Source organism: Kitasatospora sp. NPDC043949 (genome assembly GCF_056435365.1).
Genome location: NZ_JBWKEQ010000001.1, coordinates 1 through 13634, shown reverse-complemented (window position 1 = coordinate 13634; position 13634 = coordinate 1). Strand labels below are relative to the sequence as shown.

The following is a 13634-nucleotide window of genomic DNA, read 5'->3' as shown; positions in this document are numbered from 1 at the left end:
ACGCCCCCCCCCCCCCCCCCACCCCCCCAACACCCCCCCCCCCCCCCCCGCCCCCTCCCCCCCCCCCCCCCCCCCCCCCCCCCCCCCCCCCCCCCCCCCCCCCCCCCCCCCCGCCGCGTTCCCGCCGGGCCGGCGCGGCGAGCCGCGCAGCAGCCGCTCGCACGGCCGCTCCACCCAGCGGTACAGGCCCGCCGCCACCGCCAGGGACCCCCCGGCCAGCAGCAGCCAGACCCCGAGCGCCGCCGCCCCGGGCGCCGGGCGGCCCAACTCGGCGAGCCAGCAGCGGATGCCGATCTCGTGCACCAGGTACCAGGCGTAGGACCACTCGCCGAGCCGCACCGCTGCCCGTCCGGCCAGACCTCGTCCGGCCGGTCCCCGTTCGCCCGGCGGCCGGGGGGCCGCACCGGCCGCGTCCCGCTGGGCCGCCGCCACCAGCAGCGCCGCGAACAGGGCCGCCGGCACCAGCTGGGAGGCGCTGTACGGGCCCCACCACAGCGCGTCCGGGACGGCCGCGTGCCAGGGCGCCAGCAGCAGGTGCCAGCCCGCCACCGCCGCGGCCGCCGCGCCGAGCCGCACCCGGGGGAGCAGCCCGTGCCGCACCGCCAGCCCGACCGCCACCCCGAGCACGAACTGCGGGGTACGGGCCAGCGGCAGGTAGTCCAGCAGCCAGCCGCGCACCGTCGGATCGGCCGGCAGCAGCGGGCCCGCCGCCCACAGTGCCGGGCCGAGCGCCGCGCACACCGCCGCCACCGGCAGCCAGGCGCGGCGGCGCGGCGCCAGCAACCGCAGCAGCAGCGGGAACAGCAGGTAGAACCAGGCCTCGGCGCCCAGCGACCAGGACGCCGGATTGCCGCCGTACACCGTCGCCTGCGCCCACGGGTGCACCAGCAGCAGCGACCAGAGCGCGGCCGCCACCGGCAGCGCCGTGCCGATCGCGGCGTCCGCGCCCAGCGACAGCACGGTGCTCAGCACGTGCAACGGCCAGATCCGGGCGAACCGGCGGCGGGCGAACGCCCCGGTGGGGACGGGCGAACCGCCGTACGTCCAGGCCAGGACGAAACCGGACAGGACGAAGAAGAACGTCACCCCCGAGCGCCCGTACCAGGCGAGCGGATCGAGCACCGGCAGCCCGCCGACCTTGCGGGACAGGTGGTAGAGCACCACCAGCAGGGCCGCCCAGAAGCGCAGCCCGGTGAGCGAGGGCAGGCGGCTGGGCATCGGCGCTCCGGAACGGGGTGGGCGGGGTGGGGCGGTCGGCGCCGGGAGAACGAGCGCGGCGGGCCCGAGGTCACGGACGGGCGGCGCGGCGCGCGGCGGCGGGCCGTCCGGTGGTCGTGTCCGGCGGTCGTGTCCGGCGCCGGGCCGTCAGGGCGCGTAACCTGCTGGGGCGGACGGATGGAGGGGCCATGGCGGTGGACGAGCAGCGGGCCGGGAGCCGGGTCAGCCGGCCGGAGATCAGGCTGGTCAGGCGCGGGTTCACCGACCCGGCGCAGGCGGTGCGGCTGCTGGCGGGCCCCGGCCTGGAAGGCCTGGCCGACGACCCCGTGCTGCTGGACGCGCTCGGCGCCACCGCCGACCCCGACCTCGCCCTGCTCGGCCTGGCCCGGCTGCTGGAGGCCGCCGACGAGGCCGAACGGCGCACCCTGCGCGACACCCTCACCACCTCCAAGCCGCTGCGCGACCGGCTGCTCGGCGTGCTCGGCGTCTCCACCGCGCTCGCCGACCACCTGGCCCGGCACCCGCACGACTGGCACATGCTGGTCACCTTCGAGCTGCGCGACATGCACCCCGGCCCGGAGGACTTCCGCCGCGCGCTCGCCGAGGGCGTCCGGCGCGGCCGGGAGGGCGGCCGCAGCCCGGCGGACGCGCTGCGCGTCGCCTACCGCCGCTGCCTGCTCGCCATCGCCGCCCGCGACCTCACCGGCACCACCGACCTCGCGCAGACCGCCGCCGAACTCGCCGACCTGGCCGGCGCCACCCTGCAGACCGCCCTGGACCTCGCCGCCGAGCAGGACCAGGACGCCGCCCGGGCCTGCCGGCTCGCCGTGATCGGCATGGGCAAGTGCGGCGGCCGCGAACTCAACTACGTCTCCGACGTGGACGTCATCTTCGTCGCCGAGCCGCGCGAGGGCGTGGACGAGCACGAGGCCGTCAAGGCCGCCACCCGGCTCGCCGCCGCCCTCACCCGGCTCTGCGCGGACACCACCGGCGAGGGCACCATCTGGCCGGTGGACGCCAACCTGCGCCCCGAGGGCCGCAACGGCCCGCTGGTGCGCACCCTGGCCAGCCACCTCGCCTACTACCAGCGCTGGGCCAAGACCTGGGAGTTCCAGGCGCTGCTCAAGGCCCGCCCCGTCGCCGGGGACGCCGAACTCGGCGCCGCCTACCTGGAGGCGCTGGCCCCGATGGTCTGGCAGGCCGCCGCCCGGGACAACTTCGTCACCGACGTGCAGCAGATGCGCCGCCGGGTGATCGACTCGATCCCCGCCACCGAACTGGACCGCCAGCTCAAGCTCGGCCCCGGCGGGCTGCGCGACGTCGAGTTCTCCGTCCAGCTGCTCCAGCTGGTGCACGGCCGCACCGACCCGGCGCTGCGCAGCGGCAACACCCTGGAGGCGCTGGCCGCGCTCTCCCGCGGCGGGTACGTCGGCCGGGCGGACGCCGTCTCGCTGGACACCGCCTACCGCTTCCTGCGCTCCCTGGAGCACCGGATCCAGCTCTACCGGCTGCGCCGCACCCACCTGATGCCCACCGGCGCGGAGGACCTGCGCCGGCTGGCCCGCTCGCTGGCCGCGCTGATCAACGACGACACCCGCTCCGACCCGGTGGCCGCGCTGCAGCGCGAGTGGAAGCGGCACGCGGTCGAGGTCCGGCGGCTGCACGAGAAGCTGTTCTACCGGCCGCTGCTCGACGCCGTCGCCGAACTGCCGCCGGGCGCGGCCGGGTTGACCCCGGACGCGGCCCGGGCCCGGCTGGAGGCGCTGGGCTACGCGGACCCGGCCGCCGCGCTGCGCCACCTCAGCGCGCTCGCCTCCGGGGTGAGCCGCAAGGCCGCGATCCAGCGCACCCTGCTGCCGGTGCTGCTCGGCTGGTTCGCCGACTCGGCCGATCCGGACGCCGGGCTGCTCAACTTCCGCCAGGTCTCCGACGCGCTCGGCCGCACCCCCTGGTACCTGCGGCTGCTGCGCGACGAGAGCGCCGCCGCCGAGCAGTTGGCCCGGGTGCTGTCGGCCGGCCGGCTCGCCCCCGACCTGCTGCTGCGCGCCCCCGAGGCGGTCGCCATGCTGGGCGACCCGCAGGGCCTGGCGCCGCGCGGCCGGGCCGCCCTGGAGCAGGAGATACTGGCCGCCGTCGGCCGGGCCGGATCCACCGCCGCGGCCGTCGCCGCCGCCCGCTCGGTGCGCCGCCGGGAGCTGTTCCGGACCGCCGCCGCGGACGTCCTCGGCCGCCTCGGCGAGGACCCGGCCGAGGCGCTGGACACCGCGGGGGAGGCGCTGACCGCGCTCAACGCCGCCACCCTCCAGGGCGCGCTGCGCGCCTGCACGGCCGGCTGGGAGGCCGAGCACGGCGACCTGCCGACCCGGATCGCGGTGATCGCGATGGGCCGGTTCGGCGGCCACGAGCTGGGCTACGGCTCGGACGCCGACGTGCTCTTCGTCCACGAGCCGCTGCTCGGCTCGCTGGAGCAGGACGCCGCCCGGGCCGCCCAGGCGGTCTGCAACGAGCTGCGGACCCTGCTCGGCGCGCCGTCCACCGAGCCGCCGCTGCTGGTCGACGCCGACCTGCGGCCGGAGGGGCGCAGCGGCCCGCTGGTGCGCACCCTCGCCTCGTACGCGGCGTACTACCGGCGCTGGTCGCACGCCTGGGAGAGCCAGGCGCTGCTGCGCGCCGAGCCGGTGGCCGGGGACGAGGAGCTGGGCGCGCGGTTCCGGCAGCTGATCGACCCGCTGCGCTACCCCGGCGTCGGGGTGCCGGAGCGGGACCTGGTGGAGATCCGCCGGATCAAGGCGCGGATCGAGGCCGAGCGGCTGCCGCGCGGCGCCGACCCGACCACGCACACCAAGATCGGCCGCGGCGGGCTGGCCGACGTGGAGTGGACGGTGCAACTGCTCCAGCTCCAGCACGGGCACGAGCTGCCGGCCCTGCGCACCACCCGGACCAGGGCCGCGCTGGCGGCCGCCGCCGAAGCCGGGCTGGTCGGGCGCTCGGACGCGCAGGTGCTGGACGCGGCCTGGGTGCTGGCCTCCCGGGTGCGCTCGGCGGTGATGCTGGTGCGCGGGCGGCCCGGCGACAGCTTCCCCGGGGAGGCCCGGGAGCTGGCCGGGGTGGCCCGCTACCTCGGGTACGGCGCCGGGCACAGCGGCGAGCTGGTGGACGACTACCGGCGGACCACCCGGCGGGCCCGGGCGGTGGTGGAGCGGCTGTTCTACGGGGGCTGAGGCCGGCGGCCGAGGCTCGGGCACGCGAAAGGGGCCCCGGGTGGGGCCCCTTCGGTTCGTCCGGGTCCGGCAGCTCTACCGGCGGGCGCCGGTCGCCGCGGGTTCGCTCCACTGCTCGGGGACGGTGATCGGCTCCTCCGCCGCCTCCCGGGCGGGCACCTGGGGCAGTTTGTAGACCCAGGAGTGGTACAGCCAGCGGGCGGTGAGGAAGCCCACGGCCAGGCAGAGCTCGCCGCCGACGGCGTCCATCCAGAAGTGGTTGGCGGTCGAGACGATCACCGCCAGGGTGGCCAGCGGGTAGAGCAGGCCGAGCACCCGGACCCACGTCCGGCGGGCCAGGTAGAAGATGGCCAGCCCGCACCACATCGACCAGCCGATGTGCATCGAGGGCATCGCCGCGTACTGGTTGGACACGTGCGCGGCGGGCCCGGAGGCCATCGAGCCCCAGGTGCCGTGCACCTTCACGGTGTCGATGAAGCCGCCGTCGGTCATCAGCCGGGGCGGTGCGAGCGGGAAGAAGAAGAAGCCGATCAGGGCGATCGCGGTGGTGGCGAACAGCACGGTGCGGGCGGCGACGTAGCGGCCGGGGTGGCGGCGGTAGAGCCAGACCAGCACGCCGATCGTCACGACGAAGTGCAGGGTCGCGTAGTAGTAGTTCATCCCGGTGATGAGCCACCCGACGCTGTTCGCGGCGTGGTTGATCGAACGCTCGACGGCGATGCCCAGCGACTGCTCCAGGTCCCAGATCCAGCGCGCGTGCTTCTGGGCTATCGAGGCCTGTTCCGGGACGGCGTTGCGGATGATCGAGTAGATCCAGTAGCTGATCCCGATCAGGGCCAGTTCGAACCAGATCTTCGGCCGGGCCGGTGAGCGCCGCTGGTCGCGGATGCGGCCGCGCAGTGCGGCGATACGGGACTGAGTGGCGCGGGCGGCTCCGTCGGGCAGGCGTCCCGAGGAGGCCGGCCGTGCTCCGGAACCGTCACCACGCGCCGCTTCGGCGCGCTGTTCGCGGCCGTGCTGGATCTTGGTCGGTTCCCCCATGGACGAGAAGTCTGCCAGACGTCCCGTCGCCGTCCAGTCATCCCCTGGCAGTGGATTCTTCACCGGCTGTCCCCCTTGAGGGCTAGGGGGCGGCTCCCACCGGGGTAGGGGGTGCGGTCGGGTCTGGTGCTTACCGGCGGGACAGGCATACGTCCCATTGTTACGCCGACCGCTCGAAGGGCGTAATCGGGGTGGCGGCAACGGTCCTGGCCTGGAGTTTCCCGGAACGAAACGGTTTCTGCATCTTGCTGAAACATATTGCAGGCCGCTAGCTTCCAGGGAACTCGCTCACCCCTTCCCCTAAGGGAGACCCTCAGTGGCCGATGTCCGGCTCCGCCCCCGGCGGAGCACCCCCCGACGCAGACCCGGCCGCACGGCCGTCCTGCTGGCCGCCGCACTGACCGCCGCCACCCTCGGCAGCGCGCCCGCGGCCCTCGCCGCCGCCCCGCCGGCCCCGCCCTCGGACGCCACCCTGGCGGCCACCGCAGGGCGGCACGACCTCACCCGCGAGCAGTTCTACTTCGTCCTGCCCGACCGCTTCGCCGACGGCGACCCCGCCAACGACACGGGGGGCATCACCGGCGGCCGGCTGGACCACGGCTTCGACCCGGCCGACAAGGGCTTCTACCACGGCGGCGACCTGGCCGGCCTGATCCAGCGGCTCGACTACATCCAGAACCTCGGCACCACCGCGATCTGGATGGCCCCGATCTTCAAGAACAAGCCGGTCCAGGGCAGCGGCGACCAGGCCTCGGCCGGCTACCACGGCTACTGGATCACCGACTTCACCCAGGTCGACCCGCACTTCGGCACCAACGACCAGCTCAAGGACCTGATAGCCAAGGCCCACGCCCGCGGCATCAAGGTCTTCTTCGACGTCATCACCAACCACACCGCCGACGTCATCGACGACGCCGAACAGCAGCACGGCTACCGCTCCGTCGGCGCCTACCCGACCCTCGACGCCGACGGCAACCCCGTCGACGAGACCGCGATCGCCGACGCGGGCGCGGGCGCGCCCTGGCCGCGGCTCACCAAGGACTCCTTCCCCTACACCCCGGTCTTCCGCAAGCCCGCCGACGCCACGGCCAAGACCCCGTCCTGGCTCAACGACCCCGCGCTCTACCACAACCGCGGTGACTCGACCTTCGTCGGCGAGTCCGCCACCGAGGGCGACTTCAGCGGCCTGGACGACCTCGACACCCAGAACCCCCGGGTGGTGAAGGGCTTCGAGAAGGTCTACCAGCAGTGGGTCAAGGACGCCGGCGTGGACGGCTTCCGGATCGACACCGTCAAGCACGTCAACATGGCGTTCTGGCAGCAGTGGGCGCCCGCGCTCAAGGACTTCGCCGCCAAGCAGGGCAACAAGAAGTTCTTCATGTTCGGCGAGGTCTACTCCGGCGACCCGGCGATCACCTCGCCGTACGTCACCAAGGGCAAGCTCCAGGCCACCCTGGACTTCCCGTTCCAGGGCGCCGCCCGCAGCTACGTCTCCCAGGGCGGCTCGGCGAAGAACCTCGCCGACGTCTACGGCCAGGACTACCGCTACACCACCGCCGACACCGACGCGTACGAGCTGCCGACCTTCCTCGGCAACCACGACATGGGCCGGTTCGGCTCCTTCCTGCTCGCCGACAACCCGGGCGCCGACGAGGCCACCCTGCTGAAGAAGGACCGGCTCGGCAACGAGCTCCAGTTCCTCACCCGCGGCCAGCCCGTCGTCTACTACGGCGACGAGCAGGGCTTCACCGGTGCGGGCGGCGACCAGGACGCCCGGCAGGACATGTTCGCCTCGAAGACGCCCTCCTACAACGGCGACCGGGTGCTCGGCGGCCCCTCCGGCCCGGCCGACCGGTACGGGCAGGGCGGCGCGCTCTACCAGGACGTCGCCGCGCTGGCCAAGCTGCGCCGCGACAACCCGGCGCTCGCCGACGGCGCCCAGATCGAGCGCTACGCCGCCGACGGCGCGGGCGTGTACGCCTTCTCCCGGATCGACGCCGGGCAGCGGACCGAGTACCTGGTGGCGGTCAACAACGCCGCCGAGGCGAAGACCGTCACCCTCGACACCTTCTCCGCCGGGATGGGCTTCGACCGGATCTACCCGGCAACGGGCGGGAAAGCGACCTCCGGCGCCGACCGCAAGGTCACCGTGACCGTGCCGGCGCTCTCCTCGGTGGTGTTCAAGGCGGGCGCAGTCCTCGCACCCACCACGGCGGCGCCGCGGCTCTCCGTGCAGCCCCCGGCCGACGGTTCGAGCGGCACCGTCACCGTCGGCGCCACGACCGGCGGCGGCTTCAACCGCGTCACCTTCGCCGCCCAGATCGGCACCGGGCCCTGGCAGACCCTGGGCACCGCCGACACCGGGCGGAACCTGGTCACCCAGGACCTGAGTGCCACCGCCCCCGGCACGGTCGTCCGCTACAAGGCCGTCGTCCAGGACTCCAGCGGCCGGCTGCGCTCCGCCACCGCGAGCTTCACCACCGGCGCCCCCGCGCCCAAGCCGGTGCCCACCGCCGGCGCCCGCCCGTACGCCGTCGTGCACTACAACCGTCCGGACGGCGACTACGACGGCTGGAACCTCTACGCCTGGGGCGACCTCGCCGACGGCGAGGCCACCCCGTGGCCCGCCGGGCACGCCTTCACCGGCCGGGACGCGTACGGCGCCTTCGCCTACGTGAAGCTCAAGCCCGGCGCCTCGGACGTCGGGTTCGTCGTCGAGAAGAACGGCGTCAAGGACGTCGACGCCGACCGCCACGTCGACGTCGGCGCCACCGGCGAGGTCTGGCTCCGGCAGGGCGACCCGGCCGTGCGCACCGCCGACCCGGGCCCGGTGAACACTCCGCCCGCCAACACCGCCGTCCTCCACTACAACCGGGCCGACGGCGACTACGACGGCTGGGGCCTGCACGACTGGACCGGCGCCGCCACCCCCACCGACTGGGGCAAGCCGCTGATGCCGGTGCGCCGCGACGCCTTCGGCGCCGTCTTCGAGGTGCCGCTGGCCCCCGGCGCGACCAGCCTCAGCTACATCCTGCACAAGGGCAACGACAAGGACCTGCCCACCGACCAGTCCCTGGACCTCGCCGTCGACGGCCGCGAGGTGTGGCTGCTCGGTGGCCGCGAGGGCCACCTGCTGCCGCAGAACGCCGCCGCCTCCGCGCAGGTGGACCTCGGCACCGCCAAGGCCCAGTGGATCGACGCCAGGACCGTCGTCGTCCCGGCGGCCTACGGCGCGGGCGACGCGGCCCTGGCCGGCGGCACCAGCGCCCAGCTGGTGTACGACCCGGAGGGCGGCATCCGCGCCGACAAGGGCGTGCTGACCAAGCCCGGCCGGTGGATCCGGCTCAACGCCGCCCAGGGCGGCCTGACCGCGGCGCAGAAGGCCGCGTTCCCGCACCTGGCGGGCTACCGGGCCTTCACCGTGGACGCCCGGGACACCGCGCGCGTCCCGGCCGCGCTGCGCAGCCAGCTGCTGTTCACCGAACACCTGCCCAGCGGCGCCGTGCTGGCCGCCACCGGCGTGCAGACCCCCGGCGTGCTGGACGACCTCTACGCGCGCCGCACCGGCCGGGTGGACTTCGGCCCGGCCTACTACAACGGCAAGGTGGCGCTGTCGGTGTGGGCGCCGACCGCGCAGGAGGTGTCCGTCCAGGTCTTCGACGGCGCGACCGGCGGCACCCCGAAGACGCTGCCGCTGAAGCTGGACGACGAGACCGGCGTCTGGGAAGTCGTCCGCGACAAGGGCGAGTTGGACGGCAAGTACTACCTGTACCAGGTGAAGGTCTGGGCGCCCTCCGTCCAGCAGGTGGTGGTCAACACCGTCACCGACCCGTACTCGGTCGCGCTGTCCACCGACTCCAGGCGCAGCCTGGTCGCCGACCTCGCCGCCAAGGAGCTCAAGCCCGCGGGCTGGGAGGAGCAGAACGTCCCCGAGGCCGTCCCGCCGGCGCGGCAGCAGATCCAGGAACTGCACGTCCGGGACTTCTCGGTGGAGGACACCACCGTCCCGGCCGCCGAGCGCGGCACCTACCTGGCGTTCACCGAGTCGCAGTCGGCCGGCATGCGGCACCTGCGGGAGCTCGCCCAGGCCGGGGTGACCACCGTCCACCTGCTGCCGACCTTCGACATCGCCACCATCCGGGAGAACCGGGCCGACCAGAAGCTGCCGGCCTGCGACCTCAAGTCCCTGCCCCCGGACGGCCCGAAGCAGCAGGAATGCGTGGCGGCCGTCGCCGCCGACGACGCGTACAACTGGGGCTACGACCCGTTGCACTACACCGTGCCGGAGGGGTCGTACGCCACTGAGCCGACCGGGGTGGCGCGCACCGTCGAATTCCGGCGGATGGTGCAGGCGATGCACGAGGCCGGGCTGCGGGTGGTGCTGGACGTGGTCTACAACCACACCGCCGCCAGCGGCCAGGCCGAGCACTCGGTACTGGACAAGGTCGTCCCCGGCTACTACCAGCGGCTGGACGACAACGGCAAGGTCACCGCGGACAGCTGCTGCGCCGACACCGCGCCCGAGCACGCCATGATGAACCGGCTCGTGGTCGACTCGGTGACCACCTGGGCCCGCGAGTACAAGGTCGACGGCTTCCGCTTCGACCTGATGGGCCTGGACCCGAAGTCCACCATGCTGGACGTGCAGGCCGCGCTGCGGAAGATGACGCCCGCCTCGGACGGCGTCGACGGGAAGAACGTCTTCCTCTACGGCGAGGGCTGGAACTTCGGCGTCGTCGCGAACAACGCCCGGTTCGAGCAGGCCACCCAGCTCAACCTGGCCGGCACCGGCATCGCCACCTTCGACGACCGGCTCCGCGACGCCGCCCGCGGCGGCAACTTCATGCTGAACTCCGCCCCGCAGCAGGGCTTCGCCTCGGGCCTGTACACCGACCCCAACGGCTCGCCCGCCAACGGCACCCCGCAGGAGCAGAAGGACCGGCTGCTGCACCAGATGGACCAGCTGAAGGTCGGACTGACCGGCAACCTGGCCGGCTACTCCTTCACCGACAGCTCGGGCCGGGCCGTCACCGGCGCGCAGGTCGACTACAACGGAGCCCCGACCGGGTACGCGGCCAAGCCGGGCGAGGCGGTGGAGTACGTGGACGCCCACGACAACACCGACCTGTTCGACGCGCTCGCGTACAAGCTGCCGACCGGCACCACGCCCGCCGACCGGGCCCGGATGCAGGCGCTCGGGCTCTCGCTCACCGCGCTCACCCAGGGCGCGGGCTTCGCCCAGGCCGGCAGCGACCTGCTGCGCTCCAAGTCGCTGGACGCCAACTCCTACGACTCGGGCGACTGGTTCAACGCCATCCACTGGGACCCGTCGCAGGGCAACGGCTGGGGCCGCGGCCTGCCGCCGGCGGCCGACAACAAGGAGATGTGGCCGACCGCGCAGTCCCTGCTGGCGAACCCGCGGCTGACCGTGGGGGCGGCCGAGATCCGCGCGACCTCCGCGCAGTACCAGGAGTTCCTGCGGATCAAGCGGTCCTCGCCGCTGTTCTCGCTGCCCACCCTGGCCGCCGTCCAGCAGCGGCTGTCCTACCCGCTCTCCGGCACGCCCGGTGAGACGCCCGGGGTGATCACCCTGCACCTGGACGGCACCGGGCTGAAGGGCGCCGAGAAGGGCGTCACCGTGGTGTTCAACGCCACGCCCACCGCGCAGGCGCAGACCGTGGCGGCCCTGAAGGGGACGGGCCAGGCCCTGCACCCGGTCCAGGCGGGCGGCGCGGACGCGGTGGTGAAGCAGTCCGGCTTCGACGCCGTGACCGGCACCTTCACCGTGCCGGGCCGTACCGTGGCGGTGTTCGTCCAGGGCTGATCGACGAACGCCGGAACCCCCGGGTCCCGCACCGCCGTTGTGGCGGTGCGGGACCCGTTTCGTTTTGGCCGCCCGGTGGCCGGAAAGCACCGATGGCACGGCCGGAAGCGTGATGTGCCGCGCCCGCCCGGCGCCGTCGGCCACCGGGTGGTGCGGGCGGGGGCCCTGAGTGCTGGTCAGTGACTTCCGGAAGTGATCGAACATTCCCCGGATCATGAAAACCGTGTTCATGAGTTCTCAAAGGGGTAACACAACTGATGAACAGTCATGCATACGGTTTCGGTAATGAATCGGCCATTCCGTGGCATGCATCTGTCATTAACGACTCGTTTGCTGCCACGATTCCTGCGGCTGCAGACGAGGGGCCCCCACCCCCCGGTGCGGCTGACCAGTTCAGGTGCAGCGCGTCCCAAACCTGCCACGACTTGTGAGCACCGCAATCGCACCCCCGTCGCGCACCCCGGGCGGGGGCCCCCACTGCGCCGCAACCCTGCGGCCCAGGTTTCTCTCCACCGGCGCGAACCCGCGCCGGTCGGAAAAGGAGTCCGCATGTCCCGTTACGCTCACGCCCGGAAGGCCGCGGTTGTCATGGCCGCAACCACCGCGCTGCTGGTGACCGGCATACCGGTCATCGCGCAGGCCGCGACGCCCGACGCCCCGTCCGCCGTCGCCGCCCAGCAGTCGGACCGGGCCGCGCTGATCGCCTCCGCGAACCAGCAGTCCGCGTCCTTCGTCCAGGCCCTGGGCCTGAGCAGCCAGGAGAAGCTGGTCACCAAGGACGTCGTCCTGGACACCAACGGCGGCCGCCACCTGCGCTACGAGCGCACCTACGCCGGACTCCCGGTGCTCGGCGGCGACCTGATCGTCCACCAGGACGCTGCGGGCGCCACCAAGAGCGTGACCAAGGCCAGCGAGGCCAACCTCGCCGGTGTCAGCACCACGCCGGCCCAGGCCGCGCCGAAGGCCCAGGCCGCCGCGCTCGCCGCCGAGCAGGGCGCCGCCGTCGACACCGCGCCGCGCCTGGTCGTCTGGGCCGCCGACGGCACCCCGAAGCTCGCCTGGGAGACCGTCGTCTCCGGCCGCGAGTCCGACGGCACCCCGAGCAAGCTGCACGTGGTCACCGACGCCGCGACCGGCGACGTGCTCAGCAAGGCCGACGGCATCAAGCGCGGCTCCGGCAACGGCGTGTTCGTCGGCAACGTGCCGCTGACCACCACCCAGAGCGGCTCGACGTACTCGCTGAAGGACGCCACCCGCGGCGGCCAGTACACCACCGACATGAAGAACGGCACCTCCGGCAACGGCACGCTGTTCAGCAAGTCGAGCGACACCTGGGGCAACGGCCAGGCCAGCAACCGCGAGTCCGCCGCCGTGGACGCCCAGTTCGGCGCGGCCGCCACCTGGGACTTCTACAAGAACACCTTCGGCCGCAACGGCATCCGCAACGACGGCGTCGGCGCGATGAGCCGGGCCCACTACGACACCGGCTACGTCAACGCGTTCTGGGACGACAGCTGCTTCTGCATGACCTACGGCGACGGCTCGGGCGACACCCACCCGCTGACCGAACTCGACGTCTCCGGCCACGAGATGAGCCACGGCGTCACCTCGGCCACCGCCAACCTGAACTACTCGGGCGAGTCCGGCGGCCTCAACGAGGCCACCTCGGACATCTTCGGCTCGATGGTCGAGTTCTACGCCAACCTGCCCGCCGACAACCCGGACTACCTGATCGGCGAGCTGATCGACATCAACGGCAACGGCACGCCGCTGCGCTACATGGACAAGCCCTCCAAGGACGGCACCTCCGCCGACTCCTGGTACTCGGGCGTCGGCAACCTGGACGTGCACTACTCGTCCGGTGTCGCCAACCACTTCTTCTACCTGCTGGCCGAGGGCAGCGGCGCCAAGGTGATCAACGGCGTCAGCTACAACAGCCCGACGGTCAACAACATCACCGTCGGCGGCATCGGCCGGGACAAGGCCCAGCAGGTCTGGTACAAGGCGCTGACCGCGTACATGACCTCCACCACCAACTACGCCGCCGCCCGCACCGCGACCCTGAACGCGGCCACCGACCTGTACGGCGCGAACAGCGCCGAGTACAACGCGGTCGCCACGGCCTGGGCCGCCGTCAACGTCGGCTCGCTGCCCAACCCCGGCGGCATCACCGTCACCAGCCCGGGCAACCAGTCCACGGCGGTCGGCGGTGCGGTGAACCTCCAGATCAAGGCCTCCGGTGGTACCGCGCCGCTGTCGTACAGCGCGACGGGTCTGCCGGCCGGGCTGGCGATCAACGCGTCGACGGGTGCGATCACCGGTACGGCCAC

5 protein-coding genes are annotated in these 13634 nt (G+C 73.4%); 3 read left to right on the top strand and 2 right to left on the bottom strand.

Annotated features, from left to right (window positions below):
- Positions 1–1218, bottom strand: a 1218-nt coding sequence (locus AC07AL_RS00025; RefSeq protein ID WP_478316149.1) for an acyltransferase family protein, incomplete at its 3' end; no start/stop codon positions are given.
- 188 nt (positions 1219–1406) lie between these two features.
- On the opposite strand from AC07AL_RS00025, the gene AC07AL_RS00020 reads away from it, so the two are divergent.
- Positions 1407–4439: a bifunctional [glutamine synthetase] adenylyltransferase/[glutamine synthetase]-adenylyl-L-tyrosine phosphorylase gene (locus tag AC07AL_RS00020; protein ID WP_478316147.1), complete on the top strand. Its 3033-nt coding sequence runs from the start codon at positions 1407–1409 to the stop codon at positions 4437–4439.
- Between the two features lie 75 nt (positions 4440–4514).
- Here AC07AL_RS00020 and AC07AL_RS00015 read toward each other — a convergent pair whose 3' ends face one another.
- On the bottom strand, positions 4515–5480 hold the full coding sequence (locus AC07AL_RS00015; protein ID WP_363580884.1) for a phosphatase PAP2 family protein: 966 nt from the start codon (positions 5478–5480) through the stop codon (positions 4515–4517).
- A 316-nt stretch (positions 5481–5796) separates the two neighbouring features.
- Between AC07AL_RS00015 and pulA the strand changes: the two genes are divergently transcribed.
- Positions 5797–11304 carry a pullulanase-type alpha-1,6-glucosidase gene (pulA, locus tag AC07AL_RS00010; RefSeq protein ID WP_478316146.1) on the top strand — a complete coding sequence of 1836 codons (5508 nt, stop codon included), beginning with the start codon at positions 5797–5799 and terminating at the stop codon, positions 11302–11304.
- A 549-nt stretch (positions 11305–11853) separates the two neighbouring features.
- Positions 11854–13634, top strand: a 1781-nt coding sequence (locus AC07AL_RS00005) for a M4 family metallopeptidase (RefSeq protein WP_478316144.1), incomplete at its 3' end; no start/stop codon positions are given.